The sequence below is a fragment of the Streptomyces sp. NPDC046349 genome, assembly GCF_055587885.1.
In genome coordinates this window covers 426,186-442,353 of sequence record NZ_JBVJFK010000005.1, presented here as the reverse complement: position 1 = coordinate 442,353, position 16,168 = coordinate 426,186, and the positions used below count along the sequence as shown (strand labels likewise).

11 protein-coding genes are annotated in these 16,168 nt (G+C 72.7%); 3 read left to right on the top strand and 8 right to left on the bottom strand.

Going from position 1 to position 16,168, the window contains the following annotated elements; all coding sequences use genetic code 11:
• Nucleotides 1-2: 2 nt before the first annotated feature.
• From fxsT to ACZ6JS_RS15025, 7 genes are all read right to left on the bottom strand, one after another.
• The gene (fxsT, locus tag ACZ6JS_RS15055; RefSeq protein ID WP_469298026.1) at nucleotides 3-4,004 is read right to left on the bottom strand and encodes an FxSxx-COOH system tetratricopeptide repeat protein; all 4,002 of its coding nucleotides are present in this window, start codon (nucleotides 4,002-4,004) and stop codon (nucleotides 3-5) included.
• Nucleotides 3,988-5,379, bottom strand: coding sequence for a TIR-like protein FxsC (locus ACZ6JS_RS15050; protein ID WP_469298125.1), 1,392 nt, complete (start codon nucleotides 5,377-5,379; stop codon nucleotides 3,988-3,990). Before ACZ6JS_RS15050 ends, fxsT begins: the two co-directional genes overlap by 17 nt.
• 43 nt (nucleotides 5,380-5,422) lie before the next feature.
• Nucleotides 5,423-6,277 carry an AAC(3) family N-acetyltransferase gene (locus ACZ6JS_RS15045; RefSeq protein WP_469298024.1) on the bottom strand — a complete coding sequence of 285 codons (855 nt, stop codon included), beginning with the start codon at nucleotides 6,275-6,277 and terminating at the stop codon, nucleotides 5,423-5,425.
• Complete coding sequence (fxsBH, locus tag ACZ6JS_RS15040; RefSeq protein ID WP_469298023.1) at nucleotides 6,274-8,526, bottom strand: radical SAM/SPASM protein FxsBH, inactivated beta-hydroxylase extension form; 2,253 nt, start codon at nucleotides 8,524-8,526, stop codon at nucleotides 6,274-6,276. Before fxsBH ends, ACZ6JS_RS15045 begins: the two co-directional genes overlap by 4 nt.
• 28 nt (nucleotides 8,527-8,554) lie before the next feature.
• A complete protein-coding gene (gene fxsA, locus ACZ6JS_RS15035) occupies nucleotides 8,555-8,719 on the bottom strand; it encodes an FxSxx-COOH cyclophane-containing RiPP peptide (protein WP_469298022.1) in 165 nt (54 codons plus the stop codon).
• 488 nt (nucleotides 8,720-9,207) lie between these two features.
• Nucleotides 9,208-10,110 carry an alpha/beta fold hydrolase gene (locus tag ACZ6JS_RS15030; protein ID WP_469298021.1) on the bottom strand — a complete coding sequence of 301 codons (903 nt, stop codon included), beginning with the start codon at nucleotides 10,108-10,110 and terminating at the stop codon, nucleotides 9,208-9,210.
• A 173-nt stretch (nucleotides 10,111-10,283) separates the two neighbouring features.
• On the bottom strand, nucleotides 10,284-10,886 hold the full coding sequence (locus tag ACZ6JS_RS15025; protein ID WP_469298019.1) for a TetR/AcrR family transcriptional regulator: 603 nt from the start codon (nucleotides 10,884-10,886) through the stop codon (nucleotides 10,284-10,286).
• A gap of 132 nt (nucleotides 10,887-11,018) precedes the next feature.
• Here ACZ6JS_RS15025 and ACZ6JS_RS15020 point away from each other — a divergent pair, with 132 nt between their 5' ends.
• The 3 genes from ACZ6JS_RS15020 to ACZ6JS_RS15010 all read left to right on the top strand — a co-directional run bounded on the left by ACZ6JS_RS15020 (nucleotide 11,019) and on the right by ACZ6JS_RS15010 (nucleotide 14,592).
• Nucleotides 11,019-12,401 (top strand): purine-cytosine permease family protein, encoded by a 1,383-nt coding sequence (locus ACZ6JS_RS15020; RefSeq protein ID WP_469298018.1) that lies wholly within the window; start codon nucleotides 11,019-11,021, stop codon nucleotides 12,399-12,401.
• A 32-nt stretch (nucleotides 12,402-12,433) separates the two neighbouring features.
• Nucleotides 12,434-14,083, top strand: coding sequence for an amidohydrolase (locus tag ACZ6JS_RS15015; RefSeq protein WP_469298016.1), 1,650 nt, complete (start codon nucleotides 12,434-12,436; stop codon nucleotides 14,081-14,083).
• Between the two features lie 68 nt (nucleotides 14,084-14,151).
• Nucleotides 14,152-14,592, top strand: coding sequence for a hypothetical protein (locus ACZ6JS_RS15010; RefSeq protein ID WP_469298015.1), 441 nt, complete (start codon nucleotides 14,152-14,154; stop codon nucleotides 14,590-14,592).
• A gap of 13 nt (nucleotides 14,593-14,605) precedes the next feature.
• Here ACZ6JS_RS15010 and ACZ6JS_RS15005 read toward each other — a convergent pair whose 3' ends face one another.
• On the bottom strand, nucleotides 14,606-15,790 hold the full coding sequence (locus ACZ6JS_RS15005) for an AAA family ATPase (protein ID WP_469298013.1): 1,185 nt from the start codon (nucleotides 15,788-15,790) through the stop codon (nucleotides 14,606-14,608).
• Nucleotides 15,791-16,168: the final 378 nt, after the last annotated feature.

Below are 16,168 nucleotides of genomic sequence, written 5' to 3'. Positions count from 1 at the left end.
GATCACACGGCGAGCGGCTCCAGGTCCCGGTGGATCCGCCGCTCATCCCGCGCGTACCGGGTCAGGCTGTGGTCCTCGCCGAGCAGCCGGGTCAGCTCGACCACCGCCTCGTTCCGTACCCGGGCCGCCTCCTCCTTGCGGCCCATCGAGTCCAGGCTGACCGCCATGTTGGAGCCGCTCGCCAAGGTCTCGGGATGGTGCGCCCCGAGCACCTCGCGGAGCCGCATCACCGCGAGCCGCTCCAGTTCCAGGGCACCCTCCGGGTCACCCTGATCGGCCCGCGCGTTGGCCAGGTTGAGCGTGGCGAAGACCGTGTGCGGGTGGTTGTCGCCCAGGACGTCCCGCATCAGCCGGATCGTGTGCCGCAGCATCGCCTCCGCCTGCTCCGCCGAGCCCGTGCCCCAGTGGAAGACCGCCAGGTTGTTCACGGCCGCCAGCGTGTACGGGTGCCGCTCGCCCGGGACCTTCATGTACTCGTCGACCACCTCCTGCGCCAGGTCCCGTGCCCCGCCCGGGTCCCCGGTCGCGAACAGGTCCGAGGCCAGGTTCAGTTCGCAGGAGAGCAGGTCCGGGTTGACGGAGGTGTACTTGGCCCGGTAGCGGGCCCGGGTGGCCGTCGTCAGCCGCAGCGCGTCCTCCAGCTGGCCGGCCCGGCGCAGCGACACCGCCAGGTTCTTCGCGGCCGACAGGGTGCCCGGAAAAGCCCGCCCCAGCGTCCGCTTGTAGATCTCGTACGTCCGGCTGAGCAGCTGGACCGAATCCTCGTACCGGCCCACCTCACGCAGGTCGCGGGCGAGGTTCTGCGCGGACGACAGGGTGTACGGGTGCTCCGGGCCCAGCACCTCCGTGCGCAGGTCGTACACCTCCTGGTCGATCTCACGGGCTCTGGTGTACTGGCCCACCAGCCGCAGGTTCAGCGCCAGGTTGTTCGCGGCCGCCAGGGTGCGCGGGTGCGCCTCGTGGAAGATCTGGCTGAAGCCCTCGTGGGCGTCGGTCGCCAGCTCCATCGCCTGCCCGTACTGGCCCAGCGCGCCCAGCGTGTTGGCCAGACCGCTCGTGGTCATGTACGTGTGCGGGTGCGAGGGGCCGAGCACCGCCCGCTGCCGCTCCAGCGTGACCTCGTCCAGCTCCTTCGCCTCCACGAACCGCCCCTGCGAACGAAGGATGTTCGACAGGTGGAAGCGCAGGTACAGGTACTGCAGGTCGTCGTTGCCCAGCATCTCCTTCCAGGCCTCGCGCAGTTCCTCGCCGAGCTGGTAGGCGGCCTTGAAGTCGCCGCGCTTCCAGAGGTAGCGGACCCGGTCGATCAGCAGTCGGCGCGTCTCCGGCTCCTTGCAGTACCGGGCCTCGGACGGGGTGAGGTGCGACCAGATGGTGTTGAAGCGCGGCCACGTCTCCGGGTTGTCGATCGGCTCGTCGTCGTCCGGCCGGGCGCCCGCCAGGATCCGGTGGACGGCGTGGCGGGCCTCCCGCTGGTCCTCCTCCGGCATCTGCGACCGGATCACGGCCTGCACCAGCCGGTGCACCTGGATGCTGTTGCTGACCTGGTCGACCTTGGCCAGCGCGAACCGGCCGATCTCCCGGATCACCCGGCCCAGCACCAGCTTCTCCTGGAGCGAGGCGTCGTACGGCTTGAGGGCGTCGATCATCTCCTTGCTGTACAGCAGGTTCGCCGAGATCGGCTCGGGAGCCAGGAAGGCGCACAGCTGGAGCAGCCGCACGGCGGCCGGCGAACGGGACTGGAGCCGCTCTATGGAGATGTTCCAGGTGGCGGCCACCGGCTCCGGATATCCGGGCGGCTGGTTCAGGCCCAGGACGCTCGCGGCCTGCTGGGCCAGCTGCTCGATGTACGCGGCCACCGGGGTCGCGGTCTCCGCGATCCAGGCGCCCGCCTGTTCGACGGCCAGCGGCAGGTCGCCCACCGCGATCGCCACCTGCTCGGCGTCCTCCTTCGTCAGCCCCGGGGCCCGCCGCTGGAGGTGCTCGATGGACTCCTCGCGCAGGAACACGTCCACCGGCAGCGCGTCACCGTACTGCGACCAGGACTGGTTGCGCGAAGTCACCAGGACATGGCCCGGACCGCCCGGCGGGAAGAACCGCTTGAGGGTCTCGGGATCGTCCGCGTTGTCGAAGACGAGCAGCCAGCGGGACGACGGCACCCCGCGCCGCAGCAGGTCGATCGCCTCCTGGGAGGCGGCCGCCATGTCCTCACCGGTCTGTGCGCCCAGCCGCACGGCCAGCTCCGCGAGCGCGGCGACCACATCGTCGGTCTGCTCCGAGGAGATCCACCACACCAGGTCGTAGTCGGCCATGAACCGGTGCACGTACTCCAGCGCCACCTGGGTCTTGCCGACTCCGCCGAGGCCGAACAGGGTCTGCGGCTGCGGGAGCACCACGGCCATGCCGCCGCCGAGCTGGTCGCGCATCCGCTCCAGCACGATGCTGCGGCCGGTGAACCCGGGGTTGCGGGGCGGGGCGTTCCAGATCTTCGGAACGGTCCCCGGGAAGCGGGGACCGGGCTGCGAGGCGCTCGCCACGCTGTCGGGCAGGGCCATGGGCCGCTCCACCGCGCGCAGCAGGGCGGCGGTGGCGTGCACCTCGTCGAGCCGGAAGAGGTCCACCGGGTTGCGGTCGATGTACGGCGTGGACAGCCGCACGTCGCCCACCCTCAGCGGCACCAGCTGGCGCCGGCCCCCGGTCGGGTCCTCGGCGGCCGCCCGCTCCCACACGTCCACGGCCCGGGCCGACTTCAGGTAGGCCGTGGAGAGCAGCACCACCGTGCGAGCGGCGGTGTCGATGCTGATGCCCGTGCCGCCGCCCAGCGTGTCCCCGGCGGAGCCCGACCCGGCCGCCGCCGGCGGCCGCTCGGCCGAGACGTCCTTGGGTACCACCCGGAAACCGGCCCGGGTGAGCACCGACTCGATCCAGTCGGCCCACATCCGGTTCTCGGCCACATAGGACAGGAACAGGTCGGCCGGCAGCGCCGGACGGCGCCGCGTGAAGGCGTCCCTGATGCGCAGGCGGACCTCCTCGCCGATGGCCGGCATGGAGGTGATCTCGCCCTCGGTGACCACGGCGGTCAGCCGCTCGAACGCCGAGAGCAGGGAGTTGGTCAGCCCGGCCTCGTCGCCGAAGGTGGCCAGCGTCTCCTCGTAGGCGTAGTACGGCCGGTACGGGATCTCCACCGCCCCCCAGTAGGAGGTCAGCTCGTCCCCGACCAGGCCGCCCGGGAACCGGTCGAACTTGATCCGGGCCAGCGCCCGGCCCGCGTCGGCCTTCTCCTTCTCGCCCTCGTCGATCCGCATCGGAACCGGATAGATCTTGATGCCGCGGTCGTTGAACCGCTCGTCGATCTGGCGGGCCACGGACGCGGCACCGTCGATGGACTGGTCGGACAGGGTGAAGCAGTCGACGAGGACGTCAGGGAGGTGCACGGTGCAGATGTCCGCGATGTCGGACAGGCCGGTGCGGCTGTCGATCAGGACGTAGTCGTAGTTCTGCTTCATGTCGGCGCGCAGGGCGTCGAAGAACAGGCCGCCGCCGAGCCGGTCGTAGAAGTTGTCCCAGTCGAAGGTGGACACCGTCGCGGAGTACTCGCGGTTCTGCCGGCCCGCCGACACGAAGTCGAGGGTGCCGCCGTCCGGGAACTCCCAGCCCAGGGTCTCCGGGGTGAGCGAGACCGCGTGCGGCTGTATCCGCGCGTAGTCCTTGTGCCAGTCGTCGGCGCGCGCCACCGGACTGGTGGCGGCCCACGCGTACTCGCTGATCAGGTCGATGACCCCGGTGGTGGCCCCGAGCGTGGACGGGTCCAGGAACGGGTGGAAGAAGCGGTGCAGGCCCGGGGCCTCAAGGTCCCAGTCCACCGCCAGCACCCGCTTGCCGTTGGCCGCCAGGATCCATGCGGTGTTGGCCAGCGCCATGGTGCGGCCCGTGCCGCCCTTGTACGAGTAGAAGGTGACGATGCGCCCGTCACGGCCGTCCCTGCTGTCACGACTCGCTGTCATCCGCGTCCCCCCGGTCGGTGTCGTTGCTGTCGTTGCCGTCGTTGTGGCCGCCGAACGTGTCGGGCGGGAAGGGCGCCCGCGGCGGGGCCGGAGGCCCGCTCATCCCCATCGGCCCGAGCAGCCGCGGACGTTCGGTGTGGGTGTTGCCGGCCGGCAGGTAGACCTGGGCGTGTCTGAGGAACTGCTGCGCCGCGGCCTCGACCACCTGCGGCAGGATCTGTCCGAGGGTCTCCATGTTGGCCACCCCGTTGGCGGCGGCCCGGCAGGCGGCCCGGCCCTGGCCCATCTTGACGGGCAGGGTCTCCTCGAGCCGCTGCGCCAGCTCGATCTCCTTCGCACGGCTCTGGTGGTCGTAGCGGTTCCACGGCACGACCACGTTGACCCACGGGCGGGACTCCTGGTCGAAGGCGGCCAGGCGCTGGCGGCGGTGCTCGTCCTCCACCACCCAGCGGTCGACGATCAGGATCTCCGGCCGGGTCGGCGGCTGCTTGCTGTCGTAGTGCCCGGCCTCGTCGTCGAAGGACCCCATGCTTGTCTGGTAGTTGAGGTTCTTGACGAGGTCCTCGGCGACGTAGGCGATGGGCCGCTGGGCCACCGGGTGGTACGGGTTCCACTCCAGGGCGTTGTCCCCGTAGTACTCGGGGCTGCGCCCGTCCGGCAGGTCGTGCCGGGAGGCGGCCGCCACGGTCACGTGCAGGGTGCGGGCGGGGCTGCTGCTGCCCGTGGGGCCGAAGGCACTCGGCACCCCGCGGTAGTCCAGCGGGCGGACGGGTTCGAGCCGGACGGTCTCGGCGACCCGGACGATGCGCTTGGCGAGCTCGTACACCGCCCGCTCGTACTGTTCGGCGTAACCGCGCAGTTTGATCAGCCCGTACAGCCCGTCGGTGACGTAGCGCTCGCCGAAAGTGTTGTGGTTGAACTGCAACCGCTCCGCGGGCCCGGGCAGTTGCGTCGGGGGAACCGGCACCCACAAGGCGGGCACGATCGCCTCGGCGGGCTGGTTGCTCAGGGCCCCCTGGTGGATCGCCCGCTGCGCGAAGGCGTACCACTCCTTGCCGCACATCTCGCTGGCGAAGTACCGCGGGGAGAACAACGGGACGAAGACCCGGCAGGTGGCGAGCGCCGCCCCGAGCCGCTCCGACCAGCCCTCGCCGCTGCGTATCTCCCGGTCCATGAAGCCGGCCTCGGCTCCGGCGGGCAGATCCGTCAGCGCCATGACATGGCTGCAGAGATCGCGGAACAGGCGCTCCACCCACATGTCGGGGTCGGGCCCCCCGGCCCCGAACCTCGGTGTATGCGCATAACTGAGAAAAAAATACGGCTGCACTGATGCGGGCACACGCCCCCCGTCCCGAAGATGCGAGCGAAGAAACATCATTCCGGAGCTGCTTCGCCACATCCCCTCATCGTTCAGTCAATCAGCATCGGTTTTCGGTCATCCACTCAAGGGCGTGGTCGACGGCTTCCGGAACGGAGAAGAGCATGGTCGACGCCCCTGCGACCCGCCCCCTGCGCACCCGCGAATCCGGGAACGCCCTGCCGATCTCCGCGAAATCGCCGTCATCCAGCGCGACGTCCTCGTATGCGGTCCACTCCCCCTCCTGGCGGGGCCCCTCGTACCCCTCCGGAAGGTTCACCTTCACCACACACTCGTACATGCGCAAGGGGGGCTTCGGAATTCGATACTCCGCGAGATGGAAAGCGGTGCAGACGGAAAACCCCACATTGATCATGAGTACCTGTCCCCCCTCCCAGCACAGCTTTCCCAGCGGTGACTCCTCACCCAGGTGGCTTTCGAGGCGGTGCCCGCCGCAGAGCCGCTCGGCATCCGCACCGAGCGCCGCGAAGGAGGTCTGCGGGTGGGAGCTGCGCGCGGCGCCCGGCGCGGTGCGGACGGCCTCCGCCAGGGAGCCCATGCCGTGACTGGGGGTGCTCGCCGGGTCGAAGGCCGGCATCCGGTCGCGGAAGGCCCGCACCGCGGCCTCGTCCATGCCGGCGATCCGCTCCAGGTGGGCGCTGGAGGTCCGGGAGTTCTCCGGGGTGAACGCGGGCACCACCAGGGTCCCGCGCGGGCCCAGGACGCCCGTCAGGGCGTCGCGCAGCTGCTCCGCGCGCAGTCCGGTACCGCGCAGGGAAGCGTGCACCAGGAGCCGCATCCCCGGCCGTACGCCGAGCAGTCGCAGCTGTACCGCGAGCTGGAGGGCGCCCGGCGCCCGGCGGCCCCGGCCCGGACCGGCCGGGGAGGGGGCGGGAGAGGGGGAGTGGGCGCTCACGCGTCCACCGCCTTCAGTTCGTAGCGCAGCTCCGCCACCAGCTGCTTGCCGGTGACCGTCAGCTCGGCAGCGGTCGAGAGCCGGTCCAGGGCCTCGTGGATGCGGTCCGAGCCGCCCGGCTCGGGACCGGCCGTCGCCCGCCGGTACGCCTCCACCGCCACCCGCTCGTGCACGTCGGCCAGCAGCCGCGACACCGGCACCGGGTGCGACCGCCACGGCGACGGGTGCTGCCACTCCCCGTCCAGCGCGTACAGGTCGGTCACCTCGGCCAGCGCCCGCAGCCGGGTCCGCCGCCGCCCGGTCAGCAGCGCGAGCGCGGTCTCCCGTACGCCCGCCGCGTACGGCACCCCGAGCGCACCCGGCCCGTGTCGGCCCGCCTCGCCCCAGCCGCCGGCCCGTGGGCCGCCCGCGAGCGGGGTCAGCGTCGTCAGCCCGGCCGCCGCCGCCCGGGCGAACCCGGGCACCGCCTTGTGCAGCAGCGCCCAGGCCCGGTCGAGCCGGCCCCGCCACTCCTCGGTCTCGCCGGAGCCGAGCCGGAGCCTGGGCGGGCGGGGGAAGCAGTTGCGGTAGGGGTCGAGGTCCTCCAGCGCCACCGGCGCCGCGTCCGGACCGGGCGACCAGGTGCGTACGGGCTGCCAGCGGGCGTCGCCCGCCGCCGGCCCGAAGCGGTGCTCGGAGAGGCCGTCCCGGGCCGCGTAGCCGTCGTCGGTGACGTGCAGCGAGGCCCGGCCCTGCGTGCCCGGCTCCCCGAGCCGCAGCAGCCCGAGCGTCGGCAGGTAGACCTCACCGTCCCGGTAGGCCACCTCGGCCGGCAGGTCCAACCCGCCGCGCAGCACGGCAGCGGCGGCCAGCGCGGTGAGCCTGCGGGCCGCCTCGGCGCCGCGGGGCCGGCCGTCACGCGCGGCGTCCAGGGCCGCCAGCACCCAGGTCCGGGTGAACGGGTGGTCCAGTACGGCGTCCAGCGCGTCGGCGCCCGCCTCCCCGGCCCGCTCCACCGCGGCCACCAGCTCCCAGGCGGGTGCCCAGTCGGGGTCGTCGGCCAGGTCCGCGTTCAGCCGGGCCAGCAGGATCCGGGTCAGCTCCTCCTGGGAGCGGGCAAGTTCGGCTGGGTCGGACAGCTGCGGAGCGGTCTCCCGGGGCGCCGTGCGTCCCTCCACACCGTCCACCAGTTCACGCAGGTCGGTGCAGTACACGGAGGGGTTGTCGAAACCGTTGCGGTGGCGGTAGCGGTGGGTGTAGAGCCCGCCCCCGCACGAACGTACGACGGGGCAGCGTCGGCACGAGTCGCTGACGCCCGCCAGGCCCAGTTGCCTGGCGCGGACTCCGGGATGGGCGGCGACCCGGTCGAAGGCGTGGTCGAAGACGTTGAAGCCGGTGGCCGCCGCTCCCTCGAATGCGCTCTTGAGGGAGTCGACCTGTTCCAGGGTGCCGTCGGTCTCGACGACGACGAGGTCGGTGGGCGCGAGGCCGAGCGACTCGGTGAGGCTGGGTCCGCCGCGTAGCGTCGACAGGAGGGACTCGAAGAGCCGTACGGGCACCGGACGGCCCAGCAGCTCCCAGTGGTCGAAGATCCGCAGGAGCCAGCGGGCGTAGGCGTCCGGGGCGTCGTCGGGTCGCACGGGCGGCATTTCCCAGGTGGCGTGCGGGAGGAGGAAGTCCACCCGCGGGGGCTCGAGTTCGACGAGCGCGTCGAGCACGGCGACGGGGTCGTTGGCCACGTCCACGGTGCAGAGCAGACCCTGGTAGAGGTGGCGGTAGGGCGCGGAGCGCAGCAGCGCGACGGCCGCGAGGACCAGCGGATGGCTCGTACGGCCGTCCGCGAAGCGGCGGTGGCGGTCGTTGGCGGCGCGGTCCCCGTCGAGGGAGATGCCGACCCGGACGCCGAACTCGGCGAAGAGGTCGAGGTAACGGCTGCTGAGCTGGAGCCCGTTGGTGTGGATCCGCAGGTCGAGGGCGGCGATCCCGGTGAGCGCCCGGCTGAACTCCTCGCAGACGAGTCGGAGCCGGGCCGTGCCCGCCAACAGGGGTTCCCCTCCGTGGAGAATCACCGTGACGGAGGGGAGTGCATGGTCACGGGCATGTTCGGCGAGCCTGGACGCGGTCCGTGAAATAACCTCGGGGGAGATCACTTTCGGCCGGGCCCGCCAGCTCTGATCTGCATGTTCGTAGACGTAGCAATGATCACAAGCAAGATCGCATCTGCTGTGAACTTTCAGGACGATCTCGCGAAATGCGATCAGGCCGGTCATTCCGCCAGTCTAGAGCTCTCGCTCCGCCTCAGAGTGCGGAGTTGAAGATCGGCGCCTGAACCGGACGGCCGGATTCGGCCGGGAGCACGCGACCGAGCGTCGCGGCCGCGGACGCGGTCTCGACGTCGATCTTGGCGAGCGGGACCCGGCGGGCCTTGACCGTGCTGGTCGCGGGGGTTGCGGAAGTGTTCACGACACCGTCCTCGGGGAAGCCATATGGAATGGGCATGTGAATGACAACAGCGACGCGCTGCCGTCAAGCGTGGACTTTACTCGGCCACACCCCAATGGCAACCGAGACATGACGCCTGGTCAACCGTTCTATAGAGAGGGCCACGCATTTCCCGGGGCGGCTTATTCGGCCGTTCGCCGGACGGCAAGATCCATTTCTCCCGGCCCCGTGTCCGCCCGGGGCGGTCGGCGGGCGCGGGGCGCGTCGGGGGCGACGCCGGAGCCGTACTGGGCGAGGGGCCTGCGCACCGGTCCCGATGACCAGGGAGGCGGCCGGCGCGGACGCGGCCCCCGCCGGCCGGGTGGCGCGTCCCGGCCGGCGGGGGGTGCTCGCCGCACGGGCCGGAAGTGCCCTGGTCGCGGCGGGGCACCGGCGCGGCCGACCGCCTCCCCCGCCGCCGAAACCGGCGCAACGACCCTGGCGACCTGTCGGAGGGTGAACGGCCGCCCCTACGCGGGCTGCTGTTCGCTGAGGGGCGGGGTGGGGAGGTCGCGCAGCAGCCAGTTCAGTACGTCGGGCAGCGCACGCAGGGCCGCGAAGTGCGCGGCGGCCGGCTCGATCGCGGTGGTGGCCCCCGGGATCCGGCGCGCCAGCCAGCGGGAGTGGCCCACGGGGGAGAACACGTCGAGCTCCCCGTGCCAGATCAGCACCGGGCAGCGGATGTCGGCAGGGTCGAATCCCCAGGGGCGGCTGAAGGCCAGGACGTCGTCGATCCATCCGTAGGCCGAATGGCGCAGTCCCTCGCGGTAGTTCCGCAGCAGCATCGACCGCAGGCCGGCGTCCGAGACGATCATGCGGTCGTTGTCGGTCAGTTCCCGGCGCAGCTCGTCCAGCAGCCGCCCCGGGTCCTTGCGGATGCCGGCGGCCCGCGGGATCAGCCGGGCGGCCAGTTCCTCGGGATCGGTGGAGGCGGTGGTGTACTCCCGGACGTTCGACGCGGCCATCCCGGCGAACCAGTCCAGGTCCTCCGCGTCCCGGGGAGCCAGTCCCACCATCGCCGCGGTGCGGGTGACCCGCTCCGGCAGCAGGGCGGCGCAGGCCAGGGCGCCCGCGGCGCCTCCGGAACGGCCCGCCACGGCGAACCTGTCCAGGCCGAGGGAGTCGGCCACGGCGGCCACGTCGTGCGCCACGTCGGCGACGGTGCGGCCAGGGTGGCGGTCGGAGCCGCCGTAGCCGGGTCTGTCATAGGCGATGAGCTGCATCCGGCGCTGGTAGAGGACCATGCCGCGGGGAGCCGGGCCCAGGCGGCTTCCGGGCATGCCGTGGAGCAGGAAGACGGGCTTGCCGTCCGGATCGCCCCAGCGCTCCACGGTCAGAGCGCGCCCGTCCGCTGTGCGCACCTGATTGCGCACGCGCTCCCTCCCTCACGATCGGTGTGCGTCGTCACGGCGATTGTGCTCGCTGGGGGAGGAGTGCGGTAGGGCGCACTTCGGGGGCGATTCCCGTGCAGGAACCCCCGTGCGCGCGCCGCCGATTGGTGGGGTTGGAGATGCGGGAGGGCCGTTGTCGAAGGGGCGGCGGGGGCTCAGAGGTGTCGGATCAGCAGGGCCGTCGCCGAGCGCGCCCGCTCCAGCGCCCGCACCCGTTCCGAGTCCCGCTGGCCCAGCACCACCCGGGTGCTCAGCCCGTCCAGCAGCGCGAGCAGCTCCGAGGCCCGGTCGGCCGTGTCCGTCGGGGCGAAGCGGCCCTGCTCGACGCCCTTCGCCAGCAGCGCCCGGAGGTCCTCGTGCCAGCCCGCGTCGATCTCCTCCTGGGCCGCGCGCAGGTCCTCGTTGGACGGCGTACGCGCCCACAGCTCGAGCCACAGCGTCCAGCGCGGGTCGCGCGGGCCGCGCGGCAGGTACAGCTCCAGGAAGAGTTCCAGCTTGCGGGCGGCCGGGACGCGGCGGCGCAGCAGGGCCGCGCGCTCGACCGCGAGCTGCTCCTCGCTCCAGCGCAGCGCCTCCAGCAGCAGCCGGTCCTTGCTGCCGAAGTAGTACAGGATGTGGCCGCCGCTCGTGCCGAGCCGGTCGGCGAGCTTGGACATGGTCAGCGCCGCGAGCCCGTCCTCGGCGATCGCCGTCATGGCCTCTTCCAGCATCCGCTCCTGGGCGACCCGCCCGTCGCGCCGCCGTGCCGCTCCTGCCACCGCTGCCGCCTCCCGATCTTCGTGGGCCGACCTTATCCCGGACAGGGTCTTGACGGGGGTCCCGTACACCCCTCATCTTGAATGCCATTCAAGAACTTAGAACGCCATTCAAGATCAGGGGTGCGTGCAGCGATGAGTGACGAGATCTTCAGAGTCGAGACGCGCGGCATCGACCCGATTCCGGACAGCGAGCGGCACGGCAGGGCGCGTGACCTCTTCTGGCTCTGGTTCGGCTCCAACCTGACCTTCACCTACGTGATCAACGGAGCCCTCGCCGTCGCCTTCGGCCTCACCTTCTGGCAGGCCACCGCGGTGGTCGTGGTCAGCGGGCTGGCCTTCTTCGCCATCAGCGCCGCCGGACTGTCCGGCATCCGGACCGGCACCGCCACCCTGGTCATCTCCCGCGCAGCCTTCGGCGTCCGCGGCAACCTGCCCGCCGGAGTCCTCAACTGGTTCGTCGGGATCGGCTACACCATCCTCAACACCGTCGTCGGCACCCTCGCCCTCGAGGTCTTCCTCGAAGAGCTGGGCCTCCTGCACGGCACCGCCGGCCGGGCCGCCGCCCTCTTCGTCACCCTCGCGCTGACCTTCGTCGTCGCCATGTGGGGGCACGCCACGGTCCAGTTCGCCGAACGCTGGATGGCCTACGCCCTCGCCGCCGGCTTCACCGCTCTGCTCGCCTTCCTGCTGCCCGGCGCCGACACCACCGCCCCCGCGACCGGCGTGCCCGGCGCCTCGGGCTGGAGCCTGGCCTTCGTGATCATGCTGGCGGCCCCCTTCTCGTACCTGCCGATGCCCGCCGACTACACCCGCTACCTCCCCCGCACCACCTCGCTGAAGTCGATCACCTGGTACGGAGCCCTCGGCGGCTTCCTCTCCTCCGTCGCCCTCGGCATCGCCGGCGTCGCCGCAGCCACCCGCACGGACATGACCGACGCCGTCGCCGGCACCGAGAGCCTGCTGCCCGGCTGGTTCCAGCCCGTCTTCCTGGCCCTGGTCCTCGGCGGCTCCGTCACCAACTCGATCATCACCCTGTACTCCTCCAGCCTGAACCTCCAGGTCCTCGGCATCCCGTGGAGCCGCTCCCGGGCCATCGTCGTCAGCGCCGCCATCACCGCCCTCGGCTCCCTCGCCGCGCTCTTCCTCACCGACTTCACGAGCGCGCTGACCTCCTTCCTCTCCCTCCTGATCATCGTGTTCGCGCCCTGGGGCGGCGTCTTCCTCGCCGACATGCTGCTGCGCCGCTGCCGGTACGACGGCCACGCCCTGCACACCACCGGCCCCGACGGCGCCTACTGGTACCGCTCCGGCTACCACCCGGCCGGCCTGGCCGCGCTCCTCGCGGGCATCACCTTCGCCGCCCTGACCTGCGACTCCGAACTGTGGACCGGCCCGCTCGTGTCACCCCTCGGCGGCGCCGACCTCACCCTGCTCGGCGCCGTCGTCTCCGGCCTCGTCTACACGGCGCTCCACCGCAGGACCCCCGCACCCGCCGACGTCCCGGCCGCCGCCTGACCCCTCCCACCACCGCACCAGGAGCACCACCCATGAACCACCCCGCCGACCTGCTGCTCACCGGCGCCCGCATCCACACCGTGGACCCGGACCTGCCCGAGGCGGAGGCCCTCGCCGTGCGCCACGGCCGCATCGTGTGGATCGGCCCCGACCGCGAGGCCGCCGCCTGGGCGGGCCCGGACACCGAACACGTCGACGCCGCCGGCCGCCTCGTCCTCCCCGGCTTCATCGACGCGCACAACCACGTCCGCCTCGGCTCGGACGACGCCTGCGTCCAACTCGCCGGGGTACGGACCCTGGAAGGCATCCACGAGAGGATCCTCGCCTGGCGCAAGGACAACCCCGACACCGAGTGGATCGAGGCCGAAGCCTTCGACTACTCCGCGATCCCCGACGGGCGGATGCCGTGCGCCGCGGACCTCGACCCCGCCACCGGGGACACCCCGGCGATCGTGCTCTCGTACGACGTGCACACGGCCTGGCTCAACACGGCGGCCATGCGCCGGCTCGGCGTCACCCGGGACCGCACGGACCTCCCCTTCGGCACGGCGGCCGTGGACCCCGGGACCGGCGAACCCACCGGATTCGTCAAGGACTTCGCCGTCAAGGGCCTCTCTCGCGAAGGCCACCGCGCACTGCGCCACCTCGGCGTCCCCTGGGCCTCCCCGGACCGGCAGTACGGGCGGCTCGCCAAGAGCCTCGACGACGCGATCGGCTTCGGCATCACCACCGTCGTGGAACCGCAGAACTCCCTCGACGACCTCGCCCTCTTCGAGCGGGCCAGGGCGGAGGGCCGCCTGCGCTCGCGGATCGTCGCCGCGCTCTTCCACCCGCGCGGCACCACGCCGCAGGACCTGGACGACTTCGAGGCGGCCGCCCGTTCCTACGCGGGGGACCGGCTGCGGGTCGGCCCGCTCAAGCTCTACATCGACGACGTCGTGGAGCCCCGCACGGCCGCGCTGCTGGAGCCGTACACGGGATGCGGCGCGCACCGCGGCGAGACCTTCTACCCGGCCGGGGAATTCGCGGAACTGCTGGCCGGCCTGGACGCGCGGGGCTTCCAGTGCTTCGTGCACGCCACCGGCGACCGGGGCATCCGCACCGTCCTGGACGCCGTCGAGCACGCACGGGCGGTGAACGGCCCGCGCGACGCCCGCCACCAGGTGGTCCACGTGGAGTGCCTGGACCCGGCGGACGTACCGCGCTTCGAGGAGCTCGGAGTCGTCGCCTGCATGCAGCCGAGGCACTGCGCGCCGGAGATCGCCGGCCCGGGCAAGGACTGGGCGGAGAACGTCGGCGAGGACCGCTGGCACAAGGCCTGGCCCATGCGCAGCCTGCACGAGGCGGGAGCGGTACTGGCGTTCTCCAGCGACTGGAACGTGGCGGAGATGGACCCGATGATCGGCATCTACACGGCCGTGACGCGCCGCCCGCTGTCCGGCGACGGCCCGGCCTGGCAGCCGGCCGAGACGGTGGACGTCGCCACGGCGGTGCACGGTTACACGATGGGCTCCGCACACGCCAACTTCCTGGAAAAGGAACGCGGTTCGCTCACCGTGGGCAAGATGGCGGACTTCGTCGTCCTCTCCCGCGACATCCTCGCCGTCCCGGTGGACGAGATCCCGGGCACGGTGGCCGAAACGGTGGTGGTGGGGGGCGAAATCGTCCACCGGGCGCGCTGACCTCCGTGGGCCCCTGTGCCCAGGGTGGCACTCCGGGGGGCGTCGAACCCGCGGGAGGGGTGGGGGACATGGAAGTGATCACGCTCGTCGAAACCGTGGTGCTCGGGCTCGGGCTCGCGCTCGCGCTCGTCGCCGTCCTGGCCGGGGCGCTGATGCGCCGGACGGTCGCCCGCCGGGCCGCCGGGCGCACCGCGACGGCTGTCGGCGGGGCCGCCGAGGCCGTGCCCTGCCAGGCGCGGTGGCGGCAGGGCGTGCGGCGGCGGTTCTTCGGCTACGGCAAGCTGGGCGCGGGCCCGGACAGGGCCGGCGCGGTGTTCAAGGCCCCGCTGCGGCCGGCGGTCCGGCTGCCCGTGGGCGGCCGGGCGGCCGTACGGGAGAGCGGGCGGCCGGGTATGCGGGTGCTGGAGTACCGGACGCCGGACGGGCGGCGCATCGACTTCCAGGTCTACGACGCCGAGGCCGGCCGCGCGGCGCGCCTGCTGGGGATGCCGGATCCGGCGGACCGGTGACCGGGCGGGGGATTCAGCGCTTGGGCCAGTACCAGAGGGGCTCGTCCAGGGGGCCCTCGCGGCCGGCCACCTCGGTCCGGCCGAAATCCTTGACCAGCTCGACCGTGCGCAGGTCCACCCGGTGCCGGCGGGCGCCCGCCGCCAGGGCGTCGGCCAGGGCCTCCGCGTGGGTGACGACCACCGTCTGGGTGTCCCGGGCGGCGGTCAGGATCAGGTCCGCGAGTGGAGCCAGCAGGTCCGGGTGGAGGCTGGTCTCCGGCTCGTTGAGGACCATCAGCGCCGGCGGCCGCGGGGTCAGCAGGGCCGCCGTCCAGAGCAGGTAGCGCAGGGTCCCGTCGGACAGCTCGGCCGCGCCCAGCGGGCGCAGCAGACCGTGCTGGTGCAGCTCCAGCGCGAAGCGGCCGTCGCGTTCGGTGACGGAGATCCGGCTGCCGGGGAAGGCCGCGGACACCGCCTCGTCCAGCGCCGCCCCGTCCCCGGTCTCGCGGATCGTCTGGAGTGCGGCGGGCAGGTCGGAGCCGTCGGCGCCGAGCACCGGCGTACGGGTTCCGATCCGCGGGGTCCGGGCCGGGGCCGCGGCGTCGGTGCGGACGTGGTCGTAGAACCGCCAGGACCGCATCAGCTCGCGCAGGGCGAGGAGGTCGGGGGCCAGCTGGGGGTCGGCGAGTTCGCTGAGCATGGAGTCGTACGGGCGCAGGGCGTTCTGCGTACGGTGCCAGCCGCCGTCCGCGGTGCGGGTCCGCACGGCGGGCCCCGACCGGTCCGACAGGATCGCCGACGGGCGCAGGACCGGCCCCGACCAGGTGCACTCGCGCTTGATCTCGGGGTCGAGGGAGAAGAGGGAGTCCGCGACCGGCGCCGGGTGCCCGAAGTCCACGGCGTAGCCGAACTCGTCGCCCGCGAAGCCGAGGCGGAGGCTGACCGGTTCGGTGCGGACCGTGCCCTGGAGGGGCTGGTGCCCCTCGCGCACCGCCCGACCCAGCTTCTCCGGGCCCGCCCACAGGGTGGAGGGGAGCCCGCCCTCCCGGGCCAGCGCGGCGATCGCGCCGCCGCGGGCGGAGTCGGCGAGGAGGCGCAGGGAGCGGTAGAGGCTGGACTTGCCCGTGCCGTTGGCTCCCGTCACGACGGTGAGCCGGCCGAGGGGCACGATCAGCCGGCGGAGGGAGCGGTAGTTCTCGACGGCGAGGGTGGTGATCACACCCCGATCATGCCGGTTCGCTCCCGCCGGGGTGGCCGGGGGCCGGGGCTTCGGCGGGGCCGGAGTTCCTGGTTCGGGGTGGTGGCGGGTGCCTCTGCGGGGTCTCGGGGGCGGTTCGGCGCGGCCGGAGCGGCAGGGCGGGATGGTGCCCCGCCGGAGTTTCTCCCCGGCTCGGCGCGTGCGGCCGGGTCCCGGCGAGGGGGTTGCGCGCTCGTCCCGCGGGAGCGGCGGCCCCGCGACCTGCCCGGCACCGAGCCCGGATCCCGATCCGCCCTGCTCCCCGCGGAGGGGGACGGTTGCGGGCCGGGTTCCCGCCCGGCGGACCGTCCCGGCCCGGCCGGGGTTTGCCTTGCGGAACCGGGCTCGCGCCTGTGGAGC

Excerpts from the sequence above, each read along its gene's own strand:
- ACZ6JS_RS15015 (WP_469298016.1), top strand. The coding sequence starts at position 12,434 with ATGAACCACCCCGCCGACCTGCTGCTCACCGGCGCCCGCATCCACACC.
- fxsBH (WP_469298023.1), bottom strand. The coding sequence starts at position 8,526 with ATGACCGGCCTGATCGCATTTCGCGAGATCGTCCTGAAAGTTCACAGC.
- ACZ6JS_RS15010 (WP_469298015.1), top strand. The coding sequence starts at position 14,152 with ATGGAAGTGATCACGCTCGTCGAAACCGTGGTGCTCGGGCTCGGGCTC.
- fxsT (WP_469298026.1), bottom strand. The coding sequence starts at position 4,004 with ATGACAGCGAGTCGTGACAGCAGGGACGGCCGTGACGGGCGCATCGTC.
- ACZ6JS_RS15050 (WP_469298125.1), bottom strand. The coding sequence starts at position 5,379 with ATGTTTCTTCGCTCGCATCTTCGGGACGGGGGGCGTGTGCCCGCATCA.
- ACZ6JS_RS15020 (WP_469298018.1), top strand. The coding sequence starts at position 11,019 with ATGAGTGACGAGATCTTCAGAGTCGAGACGCGCGGCATCGACCCGATT.